29 protein-coding genes are annotated in these 21,736 nt (G+C 70.6%); 19 read left to right on the top strand and 10 right to left on the bottom strand.

What is annotated here, in order from left to right:
- The 17 genes from JM949_RS07605 to JM949_RS07525 all read left to right on the top strand — a co-directional run bounded on the left by JM949_RS07605 (position 1) and on the right by JM949_RS07525 (position 13,616).
- Complete coding sequence (locus JM949_RS07605) at positions 1–516, top strand: endonuclease VII domain-containing protein (protein WP_203147728.1); 516 nt, start codon at positions 1–3, stop codon at positions 514–516.
- A 5-nt stretch (positions 517–521) separates the two neighbouring features.
- A complete protein-coding gene (locus tag JM949_RS07600; RefSeq protein ID WP_203147727.1) occupies positions 522–1,208 on the top strand; it encodes a hypothetical protein in 687 nt (228 codons plus the stop codon).
- A gap of 57 nt (positions 1,209–1,265) precedes the next feature.
- Positions 1,266–4,100: a hypothetical protein gene (locus tag JM949_RS07595; protein ID WP_203147726.1), complete on the top strand. Its 2,835-nt coding sequence runs from the start codon at positions 1,266–1,268 to the stop codon at positions 4,098–4,100.
- A gap of 9 nt (positions 4,101–4,109) precedes the next feature.
- On the top strand, positions 4,110–4,523 hold the full coding sequence (locus tag JM949_RS07590) for a hypothetical protein (RefSeq protein ID WP_203147725.1): 414 nt from the start codon (positions 4,110–4,112) through the stop codon (positions 4,521–4,523).
- 3 nt (positions 4,524–4,526) lie between these two features.
- Positions 4,527–4,862 (top strand): hypothetical protein, encoded by a 336-nt coding sequence (locus tag JM949_RS07585; RefSeq protein ID WP_238432750.1) that lies wholly within the window; start codon positions 4,527–4,529, stop codon positions 4,860–4,862.
- Positions 4,863–4,930: 68 nt separating this feature from the next.
- Positions 4,931–5,218 (top strand): hypothetical protein, encoded by a 288-nt coding sequence (locus tag JM949_RS07580; RefSeq protein ID WP_238432755.1) that lies wholly within the window; start codon positions 4,931–4,933, stop codon positions 5,216–5,218.
- 1 nt (position 5,219) lies between these two features.
- Positions 5,220–5,666, top strand: a complete 447-nt coding sequence (locus JM949_RS07575; RefSeq protein WP_203147723.1) for a minor capsid protein — start codon at positions 5,220–5,222, stop codon at positions 5,664–5,666.
- 16 nt (positions 5,667–5,682) lie between these two features.
- The gene (locus tag JM949_RS07570) at positions 5,683–6,408 is read left to right on the top strand and encodes a phage tail tube protein (protein WP_203147722.1); all 726 of its coding nucleotides are present in this window, start codon (positions 5,683–5,685) and stop codon (positions 6,406–6,408) included.
- The gene (locus tag JM949_RS07565) at positions 6,408–6,974 is read left to right on the top strand and encodes a DUF7426 family protein (protein WP_203147721.1); all 567 of its coding nucleotides are present in this window, start codon (positions 6,408–6,410) and stop codon (positions 6,972–6,974) included. Before JM949_RS07570 ends, JM949_RS07565 begins: the two co-directional genes overlap by 1 nt.
- A gap of 174 nt (positions 6,975–7,148) precedes the next feature.
- Positions 7,149–9,119: a phage tail tape measure protein gene (locus JM949_RS07560; protein ID WP_203147720.1), complete on the top strand. Its 1,971-nt coding sequence runs from the start codon at positions 7,149–7,151 to the stop codon at positions 9,117–9,119.
- Between the two features lie 10 nt (positions 9,120–9,129).
- Complete coding sequence (locus tag JM949_RS07555; protein WP_203147719.1) at positions 9,130–10,446, top strand: hypothetical protein; 1,317 nt, start codon at positions 9,130–9,132, stop codon at positions 10,444–10,446.
- Positions 10,374–11,033, top strand: coding sequence for a hypothetical protein (locus JM949_RS07550; RefSeq protein ID WP_203147718.1), 660 nt, complete (start codon positions 10,374–10,376; stop codon positions 11,031–11,033). The genes JM949_RS07555 and JM949_RS07550 overlap by 73 nt, the downstream gene beginning before the upstream one ends.
- A 10-nt stretch (positions 11,034–11,043) precedes the next feature.
- Entirely contained in the window at positions 11,044–11,595 is a 552-nt protein-coding gene (locus JM949_RS07545) for a hypothetical protein (RefSeq protein ID WP_203147717.1), read from the top strand.
- Positions 11,592–12,365, top strand: a complete 774-nt coding sequence (locus JM949_RS07540) for a hypothetical protein (RefSeq protein ID WP_203147716.1) — start codon at positions 11,592–11,594, stop codon at positions 12,363–12,365. The genes JM949_RS07545 and JM949_RS07540 overlap by 4 nt, the downstream gene beginning before the upstream one ends.
- Positions 12,366–12,416: 51 nt before the next feature.
- Positions 12,417–12,791: a hypothetical protein gene (locus JM949_RS07535; protein WP_238432749.1), complete on the top strand. Its 375-nt coding sequence runs from the start codon at positions 12,417–12,419 to the stop codon at positions 12,789–12,791.
- A complete protein-coding gene (locus JM949_RS07530) occupies positions 12,788–13,165 on the top strand; it encodes a hypothetical protein (RefSeq protein ID WP_203147714.1) in 378 nt (125 codons plus the stop codon). Before JM949_RS07535 ends, JM949_RS07530 begins: the two co-directional genes overlap by 4 nt.
- Before the next feature lie 214 nt (positions 13,166–13,379).
- Complete coding sequence (locus JM949_RS07525) at positions 13,380–13,616, top strand: hypothetical protein (RefSeq protein ID WP_203147713.1); 237 nt, start codon at positions 13,380–13,382, stop codon at positions 13,614–13,616.
- A 166-nt stretch (positions 13,617–13,782) separates the two neighbouring features.
- Here the strand turns inward: JM949_RS07525 and JM949_RS07520 are convergent, their stop codons facing one another.
- From JM949_RS07520 to JM949_RS07495, 6 genes are all read right to left on the bottom strand, one after another.
- Entirely contained in the window at positions 13,783–15,732 is a 1,950-nt protein-coding gene (locus JM949_RS07520) for a hypothetical protein (protein ID WP_203147712.1), read from the bottom strand.
- A 68-nt stretch (positions 15,733–15,800) separates the two neighbouring features.
- Positions 15,801–16,604 carry a hypothetical protein gene (locus tag JM949_RS07515; protein WP_203147711.1) on the bottom strand — a complete coding sequence of 268 codons (804 nt, stop codon included), beginning with the start codon at positions 16,602–16,604 and terminating at the stop codon, positions 15,801–15,803.
- On the bottom strand, positions 16,601–16,819 hold the full coding sequence (locus JM949_RS07510) for a hypothetical protein (RefSeq protein ID WP_203147710.1): 219 nt from the start codon (positions 16,817–16,819) through the stop codon (positions 16,601–16,603). Before JM949_RS07510 ends, JM949_RS07515 begins: the two co-directional genes overlap by 4 nt.
- Positions 16,819–17,175 carry a hypothetical protein gene (locus JM949_RS07505; protein WP_203147709.1) on the bottom strand — a complete coding sequence of 119 codons (357 nt, stop codon included), beginning with the start codon at positions 17,173–17,175 and terminating at the stop codon, positions 16,819–16,821. The genes JM949_RS07510 and JM949_RS07505 overlap by 1 nt, the downstream gene beginning before the upstream one ends.
- A 79-nt stretch (positions 17,176–17,254) precedes the next feature.
- Complete coding sequence (locus JM949_RS07500) at positions 17,255–17,446, bottom strand: hypothetical protein (RefSeq protein WP_203147708.1); 192 nt, start codon at positions 17,444–17,446, stop codon at positions 17,255–17,257.
- Positions 17,447–17,448: 2 nt separating this feature from the next.
- Positions 17,449–18,798 carry a hypothetical protein gene (locus JM949_RS07495; protein ID WP_203147707.1) on the bottom strand — a complete coding sequence of 450 codons (1,350 nt, stop codon included), beginning with the start codon at positions 18,796–18,798 and terminating at the stop codon, positions 17,449–17,451.
- 148 nt (positions 18,799–18,946) lie between these two features.
- On the opposite strand from JM949_RS07495, the gene JM949_RS07490 reads away from it, so the two are divergent.
- Positions 18,947–19,159, top strand: coding sequence for a hypothetical protein (locus tag JM949_RS07490; protein ID WP_203147706.1), 213 nt, complete (start codon positions 18,947–18,949; stop codon positions 19,157–19,159).
- A 52-nt stretch (positions 19,160–19,211) separates the two neighbouring features.
- Here the strand turns inward: JM949_RS07490 and JM949_RS07485 are convergent, their stop codons facing one another.
- Together JM949_RS07485 and JM949_RS07480 are read right to left on the bottom strand one after the other, a co-directional pair.
- Positions 19,212–19,487: a hypothetical protein gene (locus JM949_RS07485; RefSeq protein ID WP_203147705.1), complete on the bottom strand. Its 276-nt coding sequence runs from the start codon at positions 19,485–19,487 to the stop codon at positions 19,212–19,214.
- Positions 19,484–19,663 (bottom strand): hypothetical protein, encoded by a 180-nt coding sequence (locus JM949_RS07480; protein ID WP_203147704.1) that lies wholly within the window; start codon positions 19,661–19,663, stop codon positions 19,484–19,486. Before JM949_RS07480 ends, JM949_RS07485 begins: the two co-directional genes overlap by 4 nt.
- Before the next feature lie 229 nt (positions 19,664–19,892).
- Between JM949_RS07480 and JM949_RS07475 the strand changes: the two genes are divergently transcribed.
- Positions 19,893–20,111, top strand: coding sequence for a GntR family transcriptional regulator (locus JM949_RS07475; protein ID WP_203147703.1), 219 nt, complete (start codon positions 19,893–19,895; stop codon positions 20,109–20,111).
- 148 nt (positions 20,112–20,259) lie between these two features.
- Here the strand turns inward: JM949_RS07475 and JM949_RS07470 are convergent, their stop codons facing one another.
- Positions 20,260–21,276 (bottom strand): tyrosine-type recombinase/integrase, encoded by a 1,017-nt coding sequence (locus JM949_RS07470; RefSeq protein ID WP_203147702.1) that lies wholly within the window; start codon positions 21,274–21,276, stop codon positions 20,260–20,262.
- 112 nt (positions 21,277–21,388) lie between these two features.
- Positions 21,389–21,577, bottom strand: a complete 189-nt coding sequence (locus JM949_RS07465) for a helix-turn-helix transcriptional regulator (protein WP_203147701.1) — start codon at positions 21,575–21,577, stop codon at positions 21,389–21,391.
- Between the last annotated feature and the right edge of the window lie 159 nt (positions 21,578–21,736).

Raw genomic sequence — 21,736 nt, 5'->3', positions numbered from 1 at the left:
ATGAGTCACTGTTCGGTCGACGAGTGCTCCCGACCTACCCTCGCCCGTGGGCTGTGCCAGCTGCACTACGCCCGTTGGCACCGCGGCTCGGACGTCGGCCCGGCGAAGCTGCTGCGTACGCCGGGCGACCCGAACGCCACCGAGAAGGCCTGCACTTCCTGCGAGGTGGTCAAGCCGCTCAGGGACTTCTTCAACGACCGGCGCAACGCGACCGGGAAGATGTCGCAGTGCAAGGCCTGCATGGGCGCAAAGATCAAGGGCAGTCGCCGCCTCAGGCTCTACGGCTTGCCTCCTGAGCAGTACGAGGAGATGGAACGCGCCCACAAGGGCCGGTGCGGCTGCTGTGGCGAGGCGTCACCCAAGCTGGTCGTCGACCACTGCCACCGCAGCGGCAAGGTCCGTGCACTGCTCTGTGACAGGTGCAACCGCCTCCTTGGCGTCGCGGATGACGACCTCGCGCTGCTCAAGAAGGCCATCCGCTTCCTGCGGAGGCACCAGGACGCAACAGAGGAGTAGTGGCCATGGCCCGAATCGAGGCCCCAGATCCCAGCTACAACGGCCGCATCGGTGACGTCGAATTCAAGGACGGCGTCGCGACCACCGACAACCGGGCGGTCATCCAGTACTGCCAGGGCGCCGGGTACAAGGTGTCCGGGAAGACCCTCAACTTGCGCGACGAGGCCGAGGTGCCGGACCCCCGGCACCTGGACGACGGTGCGCTGGGTACGCGCCTGCGGGACGCGGCGGTCGACCCGCGGGAGGGCGACTTCCTTCCGCCGACGAACGCCGGCCAGGCCAATCCGCACGGCCCCGAGGTCGTCGCCCCGGGCATCCACGCGGTGGCCGGTCCGGGGCCGATCGTGCCCGGACCGGTCGGCCGCCTGGAGCAGACCGAGGGCGGCGGCCAGGTCGTCATCACGGACACCGCCGAGCAGCAGCGGCGGGAGACTACCGCCGCCGAGCAGGTGTTCCTTCAGCGCCGTTCGGTGCCGGAGGTGACGACCGAGCTGGGTGCGGCCGTCGGTCAGCCGGCGCCCGAGGCGTCGGAGCAGCCGGCCGAGCAGCAGCCGGAGCCGCCCGCCGGGAACGCCTCCCAGGCGGACTGGGCGGACTGGGTCATCGCCACCTACCCCGACCTCGACAAGGACGCGGTGCGGGCGATGAAGCGCGACGACCTGCGCGCGGAGTACGGCCCGAAGGCCGAGTGAGACCGGGGCCCGGCCGACCCACACCGGTCGGGCCCCACCACCACACGAGGAGCTGACGTGGCCCGTCTCCCCGGTCCCGCCGTTGACGAGCGGGTTTTCTACTACACGAGCGGGTCGCGCGTCGGCCGGATGATGCCCGCCGGCATCCGGGTGCCGCTGTACGCCGACCTGGCGTGCACCCAGCCCGCCGACGTCCGCGCCCTCGACGGCGGCACGCTCCCGACCGACGGCGGAATCCCGTACGTCGTGATCAACGCGTCCCTCCAGGCCGCCGAGTTCCTCTTCCCGGACGTGGTCGACCCCGAGGTCTACACCCGGGTCCTGAACGGTCCCGTGATCGCCCTACACCCGTCGGCCGACTCGCAGCTCGACGTGTTCCGGTCCGGCTTCACCAGCATGCTGTCGCAGGTCACCGCCGGGGTTCAGGCGCTGGGCACCTACGACAGTCGGTTGACTGTCGCCGAGGGCCAGTTCGCCTCGCAGGTGGGTCGGCTGACGGCGATCGAGGCCGACCGGGGCATCGCCGTCTACAAGAGCGGCAACAACATCACCGTCAGGTCGCGCTTCGATGCGACCCGCGACGTGCTGATGCCGATCGTGCTGGTCTATAGCCTCAACGCCTGCGTGGGCTTCTGGCACGCGGGCCTGCCGCAGGTCAACCTCGTCGCCACCGCCGCGTCGGACGCCTCGGTCTTCCCCGTGCTCCAGGGCGGGGTCGGCACGCCGATCCACGACATGTCCGACGACAACTGCCCGATCAACATCCGGTCAGCCTCGGACACCCCCTCGGCCGCGCTCGGCTTCAGCTACATCGGCGGGAACCACGGCTACAACTACGCCGCCCGGATCGCCGGAGGCGCTGCCCACGGCAAGACGACCGCGGACCTCGGGTCGCAGTGGACCGACAGCAGCGGCACCCGGATCTACACCCTGATCCGGATCGTCTCCACGACAGAGGCGTGGTGGGCGTACCCCTACGACCCGGTGACCGGCGCACCCGTCGCCACCGGGCCGGCCGGCACCACGCTGACGCACGTCAGCGGGGCGACGAACACCGCGACGGTCAACCTGGCCTCGGTGCTGACCCCGGGCTGGCAGATCACCCCGGCGATCCAGACGGAGTCCGTGGTCGTCCAGCTCGACGGCAAGGCGTTGGCCGAGGGCAAGACCCTCGGCAACACCCTGACAATCACCGAGACGTACGTGATCCCCACCTACGGCGGCCTGGTCGCGACCGCCCGCGCGAACGTCGGCGTGCCGTTCCAGAACCTCTGGGCCCAGATGCCGAAGCTGTGCCGAATCACCAACACCTACCGGTGGTCGGCCAACGGCACGCTGATGGTGTCCCAGCGGGTCGCGGCCCTGTCGTCGTTCCGCTTGTCGATGGGCGCCACCCAGATGTTCCCGCTGACCGCCCCGGCGGGCGGGGCCAGGCGGCAGGCCATGCCGAACGTGGGCACGGCGGGAACCCTGGACTGGACGACCTTCGCCAACATCAATACCCTGCCCGGCGGCAACACGGCTTTCACCTCGGCCGTCGCGCTCGACCCGGCGTACCCAGCGCAGTCGGCAACGCAGTGGGCGGAGGACGCCAGCGGCACCCGGGTCTGGGGCATCGCGATCGGGTACCTGCCGATCGGCGACGCCCACCCGAGCGTCCGCGCCGGCCGAACCACCTACACGCCGTGGTTCATGTCGGGCTCGTTCAAAAAGAACTACCCCCAGGTCGTGTGGGCGCACCTGGTCAACGACGGTGACGAGATCGCGGCCACGGCGTACCGGCGGTACCTGCCTCCGCCGCAGGGTCCAACGGAGATCGTCGTGTCGGACGGCACCCACGATTTCGCGATCATCGAGCGGGTCGGGTCGACCGGCTACACGAGGATGTTGGCCCCCGACCTGATCAACCGGAAGCTCGTCCCGGCCGGCCCGGTCACCCTGGCTACCCCGGATCGGGTGGGCGCGGACGGCATCCCGTACGCCACCGCTGGCTACGGCGTGTGGCGGGCCGAACCGGACGTCACGGTGGACGTGAGCAACCTGCCGCCCTCTGACCCGACCCTCGCGGCCATCGCCGCGATGTCCACCGACGTGCAGGTGTTCACCGCCAACGGCACGTTCACCCTTCCCGCTGGGGCTAAGACGGTCCGCGTCATCGGCTGGGGCGGGGGGCCCGGCGGTGGGTCAGGCCGGCGCGGTGCACCCGGTACGGCGTGCGGCGGGGGTGGCGGCGGCGCCGGGGCAGGCTTCGTGGACGTCGTCCTCCCCGCGAGCATCTTCAGCGCCACCCACGCCATCACCGTGGGCGCGGCCGGCCTCGGTGGAGCGGCGGTGCTGACGGACGACACCAACGGCAACCCGGGCGGCAACGGCTTCGGAACGATCATCGCCGGCATCATGACCATCTTCGGTGGCCTCGGCGGTGCCGGCGGCGCGGTCGGCGGGGGGATCGGCGGGGCGTCGCTGACCGGTTCGTCATCGCCAGGCGCGACCGGCGGCAACGGATCGTCACCTGGTGGATCGGTTGGCAACCCGATCAACGCGGGCTTCGCCGGAGCCGGCGGCGGCGGGATCTCCGCCGCCAACGTGGCCAGCAACGGCGGCGGGTTCGGGTTCAACCCGACGACCGCCGGAATCACCAACGGGGCAGCCGGCACCGTCGCCGGCACGAAGAACGGCGGGAACGGCGGCAACGCCCCGCTCGGCTCCGGGCTCATGGGCGGTGCGGCCGGCGGCGGGGCGGCCAGCCTGGACTCTGCCGCGGGCGACGGCGGCAACGGTGGCCGGTCCGGGGCCGCCGGTTCAGGCGGCGGGGCGAGCCGCAACGGATTCGCGTCCGGCAAGGGCGGCGACGGCTCGCCGGGCTTCCTGATGATGATCACTTCTCGCTGAGGAGCTGCGATGCCATCTCCGGGTGGGGGCGACCCCACGATCGTCGGCTCCTACGCCACCCTGCTGGACCTGACCGACCACCTCGGCAGCACCCCGGCCAACGCGGAAAAGCTCCTGGTGCGGGCGTCTCGGGACGTGGACCGAGCGCTCCTGTGCACCGTGTACGACGCTGAGGACGAGGTCGTTCTCGAAGCCCTGCGGATGGCCACCCTGGAGCAGGTCGCGGCGAACCTCGACGCGGGCAACAGCACGGGTTTCGGGGCGGTCCGTCGGGGCGGGTTCTCCCTCGGTCGGATCACGGTCGAGTCTGCGCCGGTCACACCCCCCGAGGGGGCCCCGGTGCGGATTGGCACCCTGTGGGAGCAGGCGTGGATGGTTCTCCAGGCGGCCGGGTTGACCGGCCACGGCCCGCAGAGCAGGTGACCGGTGACCTGGGCCGAGTTCATCGCGCTGTACGTGCCGGAGCCGAAGACCGTGCAGGTGGCCGCGTGGGAGGGCGCGGGCGCGTACGGCGACGTGCACGCGGACCCCGTCGACGTGGGCCCGTGCGTCGTCGACGACACGTCCCGCCGGGTTGCCGTGCAAACCCAGGACGCCGAAGGGTCCGAGGCGGTCAGCTCCACCACGGTGTTGGTCCCGCCGGGCACGGTCGCCCCGCCCGGGTCGCTGGTCACCCTGCCCTGGTCCGGCCGCACAGCGAAGGTGCTGGCCACGTCGTGCTCGATGACCACGGTCTGGACCTGCCCGAGCACCTTGAGCTGAACCTGGAGTGAGCCGTGGACCTGGACTGGAACGGCCCGCAGATCCTGGCCCGCCTCCGCGCCGCCGGCATGGACGGCATCGAGCTGGCCGCCGAGCACCTGCTCCAGGTGTCGTCAGGGCTCGCCCCTCACGAGGAAGGCGACCTGGAGCGGTCCGGCGAGGTGTCCAAGGACGCCAACGCCGGCGCGGTCGCCGTCAGCTACGACCGCCCGTACGCCGTCCGCCAGCACGAGGAAATGACCTGGCGGCACGACGACGGACGGCAGGCCAAGTACCTGGAGGAGCCGATGCACACCGAGCGCGACAGCATGCTCGCCCTCGCTGCCCGGCCGCTCCGCGACGAACTGGACGGCTGAGGTGGCCACCGGGGACGGGTTCACCTCCCGCCTGTTCACCGGCCTGGCCGAGCACCTCGCCGCCGCCGGCATCGGTACCTGGCGGGCGAGCGGCATCTACCAGGCCGGCGAGACGGCGATCGTGATCCGGGCGGTGCCGCCCAGCCCCGACCGGCTGATCACTCTCGCCGCGTACGTCGTCGGCGGCGGCCACGGCAACGCCTCCACCACCCAGGGCGTCCAGATCCGGCTGCGCGCCGGGAAGGACCCCCGTGACGTCGACGACCTGGCCGACGCCATCTTCGACCTGCTCGACTCAGCCGGCCCGCTGACCTTCGGCGGCGTCGGGGTCAGCCAGGCGTACCGCCAGTCCTACTCATCCCTCGGCCAGGACAGCAACAGCCGGTGGGAACGCTCGGAGAACTACTACCTGGATGCGGAGCGCCCCACGGTGCACCGCCCGTACTGATCGCAAGGAGAGCACCGTGGCAACAACCGCACTCGCCCGCCGCTACCGGCTCCAGGTCAACACCGGCACCACCGGCTCACCCGTCTGGACCACCGTCACCGGCCTGACCGACTTCAAGCCGACCATCAACCCGACCATGCAGGACGACTCCGACTACGAGACCGACGGCTGGAACTCCAGCGAGAAGACGGCGCAGGGCTGGCAGATCGAAGCCACCGTGCTGCTCAAGGACGACGGGTCGGGCACCTTCAACAGCGGCGTCGAAAAGATGCGCCTCGCGTCCGACCAGTTCGGCGACACCTCCCGGGTGGAGGTGCGGTGGTTCGACAAGGACGGCCGGGCCGAGGCGTACCAGGGCACCGCGCTGGTCACCTGGGAACGGGCCAACTCCGGGAACACCGACCTCGACGCGGCGAAGGTCACCCTCACCGGCCGGGGCGCGCGCACATCGATTGCGAACCCGCTGATCGCTGACCCGCTGGCCGACCCCGCCGTCACCGCCCTGGCGCCGAACACCGGCCCGGCCGCCGGCAACACGCTGGCCACGATCAGTGGCATCAACTTCACCGGTGCCACCGCGGTGACGTTCGGTGGTACGGCGGCCACCACCTTCCGGGTCATCAGCCCGTCGGTGATCAGCGTGGTGACCCCGGCGAAGGCCGCCGGTCAGTACGACGTCGTCGTGACCACCCCCAACGGCACGAGCGCGGCCTCGGCCGCTTCCAAGTACACCTACGTCTGATGGCTCTTCAGCTCGGCCAGATCGACCAGGTCTTCGACCCGGCGCTCGTGCTCCCGATCGGGGGCAAGGAGTACCGGGTCGAGGACGTGCCCGCCCTCCTCGGCCTCTACTGCCAGCGCGTGTGGGCGTCCGGTGTCGCCGTCGCCCAGGCGGTCCGGGTCGGTGAGGACGGCGACACCGCAGCCGCCCAGCGGGCCGTGGACGGCATCAACCGCATCCCTCTACCCCCTGGGGTGGACGAGGGCACCCCGCTGCACGTGGCCGTCCTCGGCGACACCTACCAGCGGATGCTCGACGACGGGGTGTCCGGGCGGTGGATCCAGCACGCCGGCATGACCACCATCGCCTGGCTCGCCGCCGGTGACGAGGTCGCCGAAATGTACTGGGCGTCGGCCGGCCGCCCGGAAGCACCGGCCCCGAACCGGGAGCAGCGTCGCCGGGGCGGGGCATCGAGCAGTACGGGCGCGGCGAACAAGACCCGGTCACCGGCCTCTACGAGTGGTACGAGCTCCCGCCGGAGAGGCAACCGGGGCAGGGGCTCTCGATCGGGTGGGACGACCTCCTGACCCGCTGGGACCTCATCGAGGCCGACCTTCAGGACCGGGGTGTCGACGTCGGCGACCGGGCGCTCATGGGCGCCCGGTCGTGGCGGTGGCTGCGCGTCCGCATCGTCGGCCTGCTCCGCGCCGACACCCGCATCGGCCGGGCGCTCGCCCCCGACGAACCCAGGAGGTGACCGGATGGCGCTCAAGCTCGGTGAACTGTCGACGGTCATCAAGCTCGACGACCGGCCGATGGAGCAGGGCCTCGACAAGGCCGAGGGCAAATTCAAGCGCTTCGGGTCGAAGCTGGAGCCGCTCGCGGCGGGTATCGGCGCCGCCGCTGCTCTGGCCCTGGCGGCCGGGCTGGCTGGGGCGATGGAGTTGGACGCCGCGCAAACCAAGCTGGAGGCGCAGCTCGGGAACAGTGAGTACGCCGCCGAGATGGGTGCGATCGCCGGCCGGGTGTACGCCCGCGGCTTCGGTGAGAGCGCGCAGGAGATCGGTGACACCCTCCGCGCCGTCCTCAACTCCGGGCTGGTCAGCGAGGACGACTCCGACGAGCTGATCGAGGCCCTGACCGTCAAGGTCCAGGCCCTGGCCACCACGTTCGACCAGGACGTCACCGCCGCCGCCCGCGCGGCTGGGCAGATGATCCGCAACGGGCTCGCGAAGGACGGCGGTGAGGCCCTCGACATCCTGACGAGGGCGTTCCAGCAGACCGGCGACCAGGCCGGGGACCTCCTCGACACCTACTCGGAGTACTCCACCCAGTTCCGCAAGTTGGGCCTTGATGGGAAGGTAGCCACGGGCCTACTTATCCAGGGACTGAAGGCGGGTGCCCGGGACGTCGATACGGTCGCGGATGGCATCAAGGAATTCGCCATCCGCGCCACCGATGGCAGCAAGACCAGTGCTGAGGGCTTCAAAGCGCTCGGACTGAACGCGAAGGCCATGACTGCCCAGATCGGCCAGGGCGGCGCTAGCGCCCAGAAGGGTCTAGACGTCGTCCTCGACAGGCTGCGGGCCATGGAGGACCCGGTTGCACGGGACGCCGCTGCCGTCGCGTTGTTCGGCACGAAGAGCGAAGACCTTCAGGCCGCCCTCCTCGGTATGGATGTCGACACGGCGGCCGACCGGCTGGGCAAAGTCACCGGCGCCGCCGACCGGATGGGCGACGCCCTGGAGCAGTCCGCCAGCCAGAAGCTGGAGAGCTTCAAGCGCAGCGCTCAGGCCGCCCTGGTCGAGCAACTCGCCAAGGCCATCCCGTACCTGGAGGACATGGCGAAGTGGCTGGGTGAGAACCGGGCCATCGTCGAACCGCTGGCTATCACCCTGGGCACGCTCGCCGGGGTGATCATGCTGATCGTCGCGGCGACGAAGGTGTGGACGGCCGTCCAGACCGCGCTGAACGTGGTGATGGCGATGAACCCCCTCGGCCTGCTCGTCCTGGCCATCATCGCGATCGTCGCCGGCATCACCCTGCTCTGGATGAAGTCGGCCGCCTTCCGCGACTTTTGGATCATGGTGTGGGACGGGATCGTGGCCGGTGTGACCTGGGCGGTCGAGGCGATCGTCTCGTACTGGACGAACATGATCGGGTTGGTCGTGGCCGGCGCGCGCCTCTGGTGGACGATATTCAAGGGCGTCTATACGGCGATCGGTAACGGCGCGGTCGCCGCCTTCAACTGGATCATCGCCAAAGCGACCGCGTTCATCGGCTGGATCCGCGGCATGAACGGCAAGATCGCCGGGGCCGCGCGGGGCATGTTCAACGGCATCCGCGAGGCCTTCCGCTCCGCCATCAACTGGATCGTCGGCCGGTGGAACAACCTCAGCTTCCGCATCCCCGGCGTCAGCGTGCCCGGCCTCGGCCAGGTGTGGGGCGGCGCGACCCTCTCCACCCCCAACCTGCCGTACCTGGCCGGCGGCGGCACCGCCCGCCAAGCCGGCATGGCGTACATCGCCGAACGGGGCAAGGAGGCCGTCTACCTGCCGCAGGGAGCGAGCGTGAAACCGCTCGGGCCGGGTGAAACCGGCGGTGCCGGCCGGCGGGAGCTGATCCTGCGGCTTATCCACCAGACCCCGGACGGCCGAGTCATCCGGGAAGAGCTGATCGACTTCGCCAGCCGCATCGGCATCGCGCCCGCCGCACTGCTTCCCGCCAGCTAAGGAGGCCGCGTTGCCGGAGCCGCAAATCGCGCTGAAGGTCGAAGGGCTCGTCACCCCCGGCGTGTGGACGGACATCACCGACCGCATCCTCTACGGGGACGGCGGCGGGCCCCTCACGATCGACGTCGGCCGCCAGACCGAGGTCCAGGACGTCGAGCCCACCCGAATCGCCGGGACGCTGAAGAACGGCGACGGGTGGCTCAACCCGCGCAACCCGTCCTCCCCGTACTACGGCACCTGGGAGCAGGGTCGCCGGGTCCGCGTGACGGAAACCGTCGGTGGCGAGGAGATCGACCTCGCCACCGGCTTCCTGGAGATCCCTGACGTGCAGGTCAACTCGCCGAACCTCGACCAGCCGTGCTCGATCAGCGCGGTGGACCGGCTGGGACGCCTCGACGGCGCGCCGCCGTTCGCGGGCACCCTCGCCGAGCACGTCAGGGCGTACGGCGGCCCGATGGTGCTGCACTTCCCCCTGGACGACACCTACCCGCACATGTCCAGCGACACGGTGAACACACTGCGACGCGTGGTCGTCGGCTTCGACACTTCCGTGGCCGCCGAACCCGCCGACCTGATTCAGGCCAACTCCCTACCCGGCCCGCCCGGCGATGACCAGTCCTACGCGCGGTGGGTGCCAATCTCCGACGCTGGCCTCTACCTGGCTCGGGCGCGCCTGGAAACACCGGTCAGCGTCCCCGTGACCACCGCCGACACCATCACCGTGTCCGTGTGGCTGTACCCCGATCACGCCGAGGACAGCACCACGTTTCGCTCCAACGTCCTGGACCTGCGCGACGCCCTCGGCATCGGGGTGTCGATCGAGAACCATTCCACTACTGGCCTGGCGATTCGCTGGAGCGACGTTACCGACACCGTCATCAGCGCGGGACGCCAGCTTGAGCGGGAGACCTGGCGGCTGGTGACGGCGCGGGTAAACCTAGCGACCTGGGCGATTGAGTTGTGGTGCGGTTCGTCGCCCGCCCTCACCGGCATCTTGCTAGCCGCACCGACCGCGACGACGCTGACCCGGCTCTCGATGGCGTCGCTGTGGGAGGGCGGGATCGGCCACATCCAGGTGCGCGTAGGGACAGGATCGGCAACGCTGACCCGAGCCCAGCACCTGGCCCAGTACGCCCACGGCTACCGGGGGTTGCACCGGCAGACCGTCGCCGAACGGATCGCGACCCTCGCCGCGTTCGCCGGGGTGCCGCGCCCGAGCTGGAACTGCCCGCCGAGGCGTCTACACCGATGCAGATGGCGAAACTGGCCGGCGTCACCCCGTCGCAGGCCATGCAGGACGCGGCAACGACCGGCCAGGACATCCTGATGACCACCCCGCAGGGGCGGATCACGCTGGTGCCGCGGGGCCGCCGCTACAACCAGCCTGCCACCATGAGCATCCCCTTCGGGTGGATCATGCGCGGTGGGATCCGGTACCGGCCGGACAAGCCGGCCACGGACGCGGTCGCGTCCCGGGTCGACGGCGGCACTGCCCGTCGCATCAGCGAACCGTTGCGCGCCCGGTACGGGGTGCTGGCCCGAACGGTCACTCTCGACACCGCCGTCGACGCGGACCCGGCCAACTGGACGTCGTGGACCCTCGCCGCGTTCGGTGAACCGCGGACCCGCTGTCCCCTGCTGCGGATCAACCTGCTCAAGCGGACCATCGCCGACCGGAAGGCGCTGCTCAAGCTGCGCGTGGGTGACCGGATCCAGCTCACCGACCTGCCGGCGGGCAGCCCGGAGGATGTGCCGCACCTGATCGTCCAGGGGTTCCGGCACGTCATCGGCCCGCACCGGTGGCGAATCCTGGAGCTGAACACGTCCCCGCTGCTCGGGCCGCTCCCGGGCTCGCCGCCGGCCTGCCCGGTCGTCGGGGACCTGGTCTCCAACGCCGCGATCATCGCCTACTGAGGGAGGGCCCTTGCCTGCCATACCTGAGACCAAGACGGCCTGGACCAACGGCGTCGACGCGCTGAACTCGACCAACCTCAACGCGTACGTGCGCGACCCGATCAAGTTCCTCATGAACCCGCCTCGGGCGAAGCTGCGCCAGATCGCTATCCAGACGCTGACGACCAGCGTCCTGACGCCGATCACGTTCACCGCCGAGACCGTGGACACGGACGTCGATGGGATCGGCGGGCATTCGACCTCGACCAACACGAGCAGGTATACGGCCCGCTACCCGGGCTGGTACCAGGCGAGCGGAGGTGTGTCCTTCGGCAACGTGTCGACGGGCATTCGGTTGCTCCGGTGGGCGATCAACGGCAGCAACGTCGCCGGGACGGACGTACTCCTGAATCCCGTCAACGGCAACACCACGCGCATGCCGGCGCGCACCGAGCTGGTCCCGCTCGACGTCGGCGATTACGTGGAGCTGATGGCGCAGCAGACCACCGGCGCCAACCTGAACACTGTCGTCTCAGCAGAGGAGCAGTCGTCGATGAATGTGCTCTGGGTGGGTCTGCTGTGACCCGCGCAGCGAACATGCAGGCACTGACCGCCGACGTCAAACGCCAGTGGCCGGGCGTGGTGGTCTACGGCGTCGGCGACACGGCGCACCAGTCCCGGGCGTCGGATCACAACGAGGACGACACCTCGGGCAGCAAGGCAGCCCAGTCCGACCCGGACGGCCGCCCGGAGCACCGGGCCATCGACATCATGCTCGGCAAGGCGTTCACCAAGGCCGACGCCGACGCCCTGGTCGCCCGCCTGGTGGCCGACCCGCGAGCCCGTGCCCGGCTCTTCTACGTGATCTGGAACGGCTACATCTGGTCGCGGTCCAACGGGTGGAAGAAGGTCCGGTACACCGGCTCCGACCAGCACACCGACCACGTCCACGCCTCGGGGTGGGCGGCCGACGACGAGAACACCGCGAGCTGGCCCGCCGTGGCCACGAAGGGGGACGACATGGCGCTGACCACCGACGAGCTGGCCCGGCTGAAGCGGGTCGAGACGGACGCCGCCTGGCTCAGGGACTACGTCTACCGCGCCTTGAACGGCCAGGCGAAGGCGTCCGGGGGCGAGAACATCGAGTTGCAGAAGTGGGTGCGGGAGGGCCAGGCCGACCGGAAGGCAATCCTCGCCGCGCTGGCCGCCCTGTCCGGCCGGGACTTCACCGACGAGCCGGCCATCGTGGCGGGCGTGCTGGCGTCGCTCACCCCGGAGGCTATTGCCGCCGCGATCCCGCCCACGATGGCGCAGCAGGTCGTCGACGAGCTGACCGCCCGCCTGGCCGAGTAACCGGTGCCGACCATCGTCGTCGTCACGGGAAGGCACCGTCCGCACGAGGTGATGTTCCTGGTTCTGTCCGCCGGTGGCGGTGCCGCGTTCGTCGCCGGCGCGAAACCACCCACCACCGTCGAGCAGCTCTTCCCACCGTGGCTGCTGTGGACGTGGTACCTGCTGCTGCTCGGCTCCGGCGCCATCGGCCTGATCAGCATCGCCCTACCCAACACGTACCGGGCGTTGGTGCTGGAGCTGGCCGCCATGCACGGACAAACGGCGGCGCCGCTGCTGTACGGGCTGGCGTTGCTGTCCTCCCAGGTCCCCGCGGCCGGGTTCGCCGTTGCGTTCTTCCTCGGCTGGTCCGTCGCGTCGGGGTGGCGCGGCTGGCAGGTGTGGTTGGGCATCCGGGCGGTACGACAGGCAGCGGAGAGTGAAGCGTGACGAACTTGTGGGCACTGCTCGCGGCGGCCGTAGGCGGCGGGGGGCTGGCGGGCGTCGTGACCACCCTCATCGCGGGGATCCTGGCCCGACCGAAGACCCGGGCGGACGCGGTGTCCCTGCTCACCGACAGCGCGTTGAAGCAGGTTAACGAGTTGCAGGAGCGCACGGCGGAGGCGGAGCGGGAGGCTGTGGCTGCCCGCGCTGAGGCTGCTCAGGCCCGTCAGCAGATGCGGGAGTTGACCGGGGAGATCGACGCTGCGGTGGCGACGCTGCGGACGTGGCGTTCGGCGATCCTCAGCCCTGGTGTCGAGGTGGAGCAGTTGCGGGCGATGGTCCGCGATCCGGGCGGCACGATCAACGGCCGCCACCTGTAGCTCGGCACTCGTGCTCGTGCTGCGTCACGAGCCCACACCCAGGCCGCTGGCACCGCCACTGACGGCCCATCTTCCAACACTGATCCGCCTTGCACGCCCCCCACGCGGGGGCCGTCTCCGTGTGCCCAACCGGACAGGGGCGGGGCACCTCAGCGATGCCGTCCGGCGTCTGCTCGTACAGCTGCACCCATCGACCGTACCCAGGAGGAACAGCATGTCCCAGATCCCCCCGCAGGACTCGGCGACCGAGCCCCTGTTCACCGTCGGCGCGCTCACTGCCGCTGTCACCGCCGTCCTGGCGCTGCTCGTGGCGTTCGGCCTGCCGGTTTCCGACGACCAGCAGGCGGCGATCCTCGGTGTGGTGGCCGTGGCCGGTCCGCTGGTCGTGGCGGCGCTGGCCCGAGGCCGGGTGTACGCCCCGGCTACCGTGTCGCGCCTGCTGCGCCGCTGACCGCTGTCCTGATGTCGCATTCATAGCGCCACGACAGAGCGCCCCCGCTCGGCTCCGGCCGGGCGGGGGCGCTTCTGCGTTGCTGTGCGTAATGCCTAATGCCCAATGTCTCGCGCGCCCGCGCGCACACGCCTCCCCGTTTTCGGCAGGCTGGGCGGCTTAGGCATTAGGCATTGGACATTGCCGGCTGGTCACTCACCGTGATGTACCAGCGGGCGTGGCGTCCTCTGGGCGGGTCGGTTCGGACCCTCCCCTGTCGCCTCAGGGCAGAGCATCTGACCTGCACTGTTGAGCGTGGTTCCTTGATCATCTCAACAAGATCGCCCATGGCAACGCCCTCGGGCTTTTCCTTGATCGCGGCGTAGATCCGCTCGTCCAGGCTCCGCTCCTCGGCGGTCGGCTCCGGCGGGGCGACGGTCTGGGCGCGCTGGCGCAGTTCGTCGACGCTGAGGTCCGGCACCCCGGAGTAGTCCTGGCTGCTGATGGCGTCGAGCCCGGCGCGGATCTGCTCGCGGACCGACTGGGCGCCCTGCCCTCGTTGGGGGAGTGGCTGCTCCACGGTGCTCTCCTTAGTTGATCTTGAGGTGATGGGGTTATCCGGCCACCGATCCCGACACGCCTCGACCAGCGCCTCGATGTCCGACGGCTGCTCCAGGTGCCACGTCCGCGACTCGACCTGCCGGCCCTTCTTGCCCGCCTGCTGGACCATCTGCCCCGGCAACTCGAACTCCGTCGGGTCCAGCCCGTCCAGCGAGGGGAGGATCGCCTTTGCGTCGCGCCGGTTCTCCAACCGCCCAACGATCACCTCGTCGAGTTGGCCGCGCAACGCACCCGTCCACGTCGACGAGTCCGGTCGCTGGTCGGCCAGGACTAGCCCACCCGACGCCGACCGGATCTTCCGGGCGAGAACTTCGACCTGCTCCATCACCCGGTCGTCGCCCAGGGCCAGCGCACCGTACTCATCCACGATGACGACCAGGGCCCGACGCGTGCGGGTCGGCTTCAGTACCGGGTCGGGGCTCTCCGACCCGCGCCGGTCGTTCTCCGCCGCCGCCCACGCCAGCAGCGCCAGCGCCTCGGCGGGGGTGGTGGCCCGGCGGATCAGACGCGGCGCCCACGGCCGCGACGCCTTGCCCTGCTCCTTGCAGTCGACCATCGCGATGTCGACGTCTTCCATCTTGCACAGACCGGCCATCAGGTCGTGTAGGAGGACGGTCTTCCCGCCGCCCTTCTTGCTGGCGATGGCGATGAACCGGCCGCCCTGCTCGTTGCGTAGCGCCACGCTGGCGAGGTCGGCCCCGGCTTCCACCCCGTAGGGGATCGGGTCGGCCATCCGCGCCGGCTGGCACCACGCGTCGAGGTCGACCGTGGCCGGGTGCGGCAGGTCGACCGGGCGGCCGTGTTCGTCGCGCCACGGGTCGGTGTGCGTGATCAGCAGGTCGACCAGGCCGGGGTCCTTCGCGGTGATCTGCGGGTCGATCCGCAGCCGCCACGGGGCGATGCCCCGCACGCTGGCCAGGTCTTCCAGGTGCTCGACCAGGAGGCGGGCGCGCTGCTGGCCGCGCCGCAGCTCCAGGCGCAGCCGGTCGTGGACCCGCCCGGCCGTGGCCGACGCCACCCGAACCCCGCCGAGGTTGGCCCGGGTTGACCAGTCCGGCCACGCCTCGACCAGGCCGTCGACGCGGATGCGGCCCCGGACCCGGTGGCTCGACCACCACGGCTTGCCGCCGACCCACAGGCCGGCGGCCCAGAGGACGGCCGAGCCGATCGACCACGGGCCGACCGCGTCGGCGAGCAGCGTCCACCCGGCGGCACCGGCCACGACCAGCCGGCCGTAGGTGCGCTCATCGTCGGTCAGGCGCTGCGCCCAGGCGAGAGCGCCAAGCCCGGCCACGGCCAGCGTGCCGTACCCGACTGTCGGTGCCTGGTCGGCGACCGCGGCGATGGCGTACGTGCTGGTGGCCACGTGCACGGGAACCAACTGCCAGCGGTGCCGGCGCAGCCAACGGCGCATCCGCGACGGCGAGGGCGGCTCCTGTCCGCGCGGTTGAGGCGGCGCGACGGTGGCCGCCGGCTGGTCGTGGCTGATGTATCGCGGGTTCATGCGGCGGACCACCACGTTCTCCTTCCGATCAGGTGAGGGTCCGGGCGGCGGGGAAGTGCCGCCCCGACCCCGGGTGCGGTTCAGGCCGCGTTGACGACCTTCGGGTTGAGCGGCCGGACCTTGCCGTCGTCGCGCTTGCGCTCGACCTCGATCTCCTCGGCGTACAGGTCCTGGATGCGCTTCATCGCGCGGCGCACGGTCTCGCTCTCGGCCATCACCCCGCTCGCCGCCTCGTACAGTCCGGCGACGCCGCGCAGGTCGACGTGCATGTTGATGTCGGCGTGCTCCGCAATGTCGGTGATCATGTTGGCTGCGCCGGCCAGTGTGGTGAGGACCCCGCTGCACGCGTCGAGCAGCGCGAGCAGGCTCTTCGGTTCGACCTCGCCAGCGGCATTGAGTGCCCTGGTCACGGCCCGGAACTCATCCATGTGCAATCCAATCTTGTCGATTACCTGTTCGATCTGGCGACCGATCAGCACGCCCGGCACCAGTTCGGTGATCTCCTCGGCGGGCCGGTTGTCCACCGGCCGCAACCTGCGGGCCGGTGCGGGTCCCGGCTCCGTCGGCGTCGTGGTCGGCCCGGGGCTGGGGCCGTGCTCGCCGCGCAGGTGCTCCAGCATCTCGGCGGCCGACGGCCTCGCCTGCGTCCAGTCGCACCCCGGCTTCGGACAGCCGACCGCCGCCCCGCCCGTTCGCGCGTGCTTCAGCCGCGTCTTCGCCGTGCCGTACCCGGCCCCGGCCAGGTGGCGGGCGCGGACGGCGGCCGGCTTCGCGACCCGACCGGCCTTCGACAGCGCGGTGCCGGCGTAGGTCCGGGCCGCCGGGGACCGCAGCGCGATCACCCCGGCAGCCCCGACCAACAGCACGCTCTCGATCGGCCTCATGAGCCGTCCACGATCTCGGACACGTTCGTGGGGATGTCGTAGACGAAGTCGGAGAGTGTCTGCCCGACGTCGCCCACGTTGCCCGGGGCGTTCCCGATGAGCGCGCCGGCCAGGACGACCAGCAGTACCGCCGTCATCCGCTTGTTCTTGAGGTGTGCGACCCAGGCCAGGAGTGCGACCAGGGTGATGACGCAGATCGCGAACGCGGCGCCCATCAGTGGTTCACCTCCTGGTCCATCTCCTGCTGGGTGAGGACCGGGAACAAGGCGACGCCGAGCAGCACCATGGCGCACGCGGCGATCCAGGCGGTGGCGGTGTGGCCGGTGAGGATCGCCTCGATGGCGGCGGCCACCGCGACCAGGACGCCACCGGCCAGGGTGAACGCGATGGGCGTCCACGGGATGCTCCGGGGGGCGGCCATGACGATCGGCTCCGCGCCGAGCCGGCGCAGCTCGTCGACCCGGCCGGCGAGCTGGGCCAGGCCCTCGACGGGCGTGGTGACCGTGCGACCGGCGAGCCGGCGAAGCGGGGAGTCGGGCGGCACGTGACCGCGCACGAGGTGGGTTGGCATGATGGGTGCTCTCCTTCGGGAGTGAGTGCGGGGCCCGGTCCGGCTTGGAGGTTTGGCCGGGCCCCGCGGCTTGGGTGGGTCAGGCGGACTCGAACCGCTGCCAGCCGGTGATGACAGCGCCCGGCATGGACCGGCGCAGCACGTTCTGGATCTCGGTGATGTCAACCAGGCCCCGGATCGGCTGGGCCAGGAAGACCTCGGTGTTGCCGACGCTGTTTCCGGTGCGGAACGCGACGAAGTAGTGGTGGCGCGGGCCGGGGCGGCTGGGCATGGTCAGCTCTCCTTGGTGGTGTTCGCGGCCCGCTCGGCACGGACCAAGTTGATGGCCTTCCCGGCGTAGTCCGCCGATGTCCAGCCCATGACGCGCATGACCTCCGCGCGGGCCGGGATCTCGCCCCGGTACTTCTTCGCCAGCGCCTTCGCCATCTCCCGCACCTTCGGCGGAACGTCCGCGCCAGGGGCCGGGCTGACGGGCTTGTCGCGGTCCACCCGGGCGGTAGTCCGTCGCTCTGCGGTGGCTCGGGTGGCCGGCACGGACTTACTGGCCGGAGGCTGGTCCACCGCGCTCGGGTTGGTCCGCGACTGGTCCGCTCCGTTGGTCCGCCCGCTGGACCAGTGCTGGTCCACGGCCCTGGTCCAGATTTGGTCCGCGATCTCGGGCCGCATCTGGACCAGGTCGTTGGACCGGATCTGGTCCACCAAGCTGGCCGGCGGTTGGACTGCCCGGACCCGCTCGGTGGCGTCGCGCATGATGAGCCGGACGTCGTCGAGGGTCTGCCGGCCACGCTCGTCCAGGTCGTCGCGGCGGAACAACTGCTGCTCGATGCTGAACGTCAGCCGGAGCTGCGCCCGCGCGGCGGCGATGTCCGCCTTGTCGGCGGTCTTCGCCAGCCGCTGGAGCTTCGCGGTCGCCACGGCGAGCCGGTCCCGGCGCGGCCACCACGACCGGCCGTCCGGCTTGGTGCCGGCGTGCAGCTTCGCGGCCTGCTGCTCGGCGTACAGCTTCACCCCTGCGTTGACGAGCGCGGTGATGCGCCGCTGCCGGAACACCTCGGCGAGGTCGTCGACCGCGCCGGGCTTGAGCAGCCCGAGGTGGATGCCGATCCGACGCGGCGTCCAGATCCAGCGGGACTCTTCCCGGACGGTCTCGGGCAGGTCGTCCAGGATCCGCGACGACCACTGCCAGGCGACGGCCATCGGCATGAACGCCCGGATGACCTGGCCGGACAGGTTGTCGGCGTGGCTGGCGGCGGCGAGGCCGGCGACGATGGCGATGACCCAGACCGCGCGGATGTGCCGGGTCGGGCTCCGCTCCTCGGAGATCTTCTTCCGTGCCTGACCGGCCTCGGACAGCATCAGGATCTCGGCGAACGCGAACAGCAAGATCGCCATCTCGGGGCCCAGGTGCAGCGCCTTGGTGGCGACCTCCCACATGCCCTCGGCGGAGAAGCCCAGGGCCACGGCGGCGGCGGCGAACGTCAGGGCGGCGCTGCGGCCTTTCTGGTGGCGGCAGACCCGGGCCAGCACGAGGAGCACGCCGACGACCAGACCGCCGCCGATAAGCACTGCGGTGCGGTGCCGTTCAGCGAAGTCGAGCAGCGCTGCGGCGTTGTCGATCGTCATGCCGATGAGCATGTCATAGAGTTGCCAGAGTTGCCAATGTTGCTACCCTCTGGGCATGTCGCCAGCTACCGGTACTGCGCTCGCGCCGCCGCGTCTGCGATCATCGGGAGACTCGCCACAGTTGCGAGGACCGACGGAGAGGGTGGGCGTGGCTTCCGAGTGGCTTAGCGCGCAACAGGCGACGGACCGGATCCAGGCCGCCGGCTACCCGGACAGCATCGACACCATCCGACGCCGGATCGACGCCGGGAAGTTCGGTGAGCAGGGCAAGGACTGGTACCGGGCAGAGAGCGGCTACCGCTACGTCACGCCGGCGGCCGTGGCTGAATTCATCCGGAAGCGGAAGGCTGGCGAGCAGTAGCTCCGACGCGGAGAAGCCCCCGACCGATCCGGTCGGGGGCTTCGTCGTTGGGTCATTTCCGGGCCGGCACCCTCGGCCGGCGGCCCGGCGCGGCCACCGTGACTTCAGGAAGTTGCAGCACCTTCAGCCCGGCCGACTGGACGTACAGCTCCCGCTTGTCGACCGCCTGCCCCCTCGGCCCGAGCACGTACCCAGTCAGCCAGATCCACCCCGGGTAGTTCGTCCGCCCGTCGACGCTGGCGACCCGCACACGCAGTTCGCGGTTGCCGCTGAACTGGACGCTGCACGCCGCGCCAACGAGAACCACCGTGCCGGGGGCGGGGGTCACCGCAGCACCCCGATCACCACGCCGGCCAGGACCACGACGGCGACCAGGGCGGCGGCGAGGCGGGCGCGCCTCAGGTCGCGCGGCGGCAGCGGGTCGGGCAGCGGGTCCGGGCGGTGCACGGTCTGACCGTCGGGGCATCGGCCGCCCGGCCAGGTGTGCTGGTGGGGATCGCTCATCGCCCCGGCCTTCCTCGCGGTGGAAGGGGACCGGGCGGGGGAGTCGACGAGATCCGGGGGGACCAGTGCCAGCCCCCCGCCCGGCTGGGCGTCACGACCCGGCGCCAGCCAGGGACGGTTCACCCGCTGCTCAAGCTAGGTCACACAGTGCGCAATGTGCAAGCAGCGCTTGAGCCTGGCGCGGCGGTGTGGTCGACTCCCCGTGCCAGCCAGGGAGAGTCACATCAGCATGCCCATACCCATGTCGTCGCGGCAGATCGCCGACGACCTGTCCGACCGTATCCGCGCCAGGGAGTACCCGGCGGGGTCTCGGCTGCCCACGCTGCGGGAGCTGGCCGAGCTGTACTCGGTGAGCGTGTCGACGATCCAGCGCGCCCTGGAGCTGACACGCGACCGGGGGTTGACGGTTGGCCGGGCGGGGAGCGGCGTGTACGTCGCGGACGATTAGCGCTGTAGCCATGACCGGAGGATTCGCCCTCAGTCGACTACCGGCGAGGTGCGAATACGCAGGCCGCCATAGCGCTAAGAGGGGAAGTTCTCATAATCCCTCGGTCGCGGGTTCGAGTCCCGCCCGCCCCACCACGGAAACACCCTGGTCAGTCATGTCGCCCGGAGCCCGAACGAACGGCGTCGAGGTCCGGACCGACGCCCTTAGTCCGCACTGAGTCCGCAGCAGCACGACCCGCCGCCCGGTCGAGGCGGTCCGCCACCTGGTTCAGGTCGTCCTCGAACAGGTCCGCGTATACGTCCAGCGTCATGGCCGCCGAGGCGTGCCCGAGCATCCGCTGCACCGCCTTCACGTTGGCGCCCTCGGCCACCGCGAGACTGGCGGCAGTGTGCCGCAGCTCGTGCGGCGTCAAGCCGGCGAGGCCGATCGACTCCGCAGCCCGATCGAAGACCCGGCGACGGAAGTTGTTGTTACGCAGCACCTCGCCGGCCGGGGACGTGAACACCAGCTCGTCACCGGCACGGCCGGTGATCTGCGCGGCGATCGGCTCGACCAGGAACCGGGGGAGCGGCACCGACCGCCGTTGGTGCGTCTTCGGCGTACCGAACACCGCCCGACCGTTGACCTCGGTCACCGACTCCGCGACCAGCAGCCGGCGCTTCACCAGGTCCACCCGACGAACCCGAAGCGCGGCTAGTTCGCCCCAGCGCAGCCCGGTGTACGCCAGTACCCGGATGATCAGCCCGTGCGGCTCTGCGGCTTCCGCCAGCTCGGCCACCTGGCTGTGCGTCAGGAACACCTTCTCAGAGCGTCCGACCCGAGGCAGCCGCACACCTGCCGCGACGTTGCGAGTCAACCGGCCATCCCGCACCGCCAGAGCCAGCAGCAGCGAGAACACCCGGTGGGCTTGCCGGACGGTGGACGGCGCAAGACCGGCCTGCGTCATGCGGCGCACCCACTCGCCAACGTCGGCGTGCGTGACTGCCGAAAGCGGGACGCGTTCCCACACCGGAAGCACCTGCCTCCGCAGCAGACTGCCGTACCGCTGGCGAGTCGATGGCTTGAGCTGCACCTGATTGGCGAACCACCGGGCAGCCCAGTCGCCAACGGTGACCCGCGCGAGAGCCGGATCGACCCACTCACCACGGGCAAGCGCCGTCTTCATCGAGGCGTGCCACCGATCAGCGTCGACCTTGCGGTCAAAGTGCCGAGCGTGCTCCTTGCCGGCAACATCCCGGTACCGGCACGCCACTTCCCGTTCGGGCGCTTGACCACGCTCATCGATCTGCCGTCTCGTCCAACCACGCCCGCACATCGGCCGGGTCGTACCGTAGGTGACGGCCGACCTTCCGGGCACGCGGACCAAGACGTCGGTACCGCCACTGATAGAGGGTGCTCACCGGCACGCCGAGGAAGGTCCAGACGTCCTCAGCCGTCCACAGCGGTTCGATGGTCCGGGTCTTCATGCTGCTCCCTCCTGCGTCGTGAGGGTTGCCGAAACATCGAGCGGGTCGGCAGCGGCGCGTCTAGGCCGTGTCTTCAAAGGTTCACAGCCATTGGAGTAGCGCGGCGATGGTGACGGTGGCCTGGAACGAGGTCGCGGTCTTGTCGTAGCGGGTGGCGAC

It is taken from the genome of Micromonospora tarensis, assembly GCF_016803395.1.
In the GTDB taxonomy this organism is placed as follows: Bacteria; Actinomycetota; Actinomycetes; order Mycobacteriales; family Micromonosporaceae; genus Micromonospora; species Micromonospora tarensis.
Note: the sequence above shows the minus strand (reverse complement) of the source record. Positions and strands in the feature narration are given on the sequence as shown.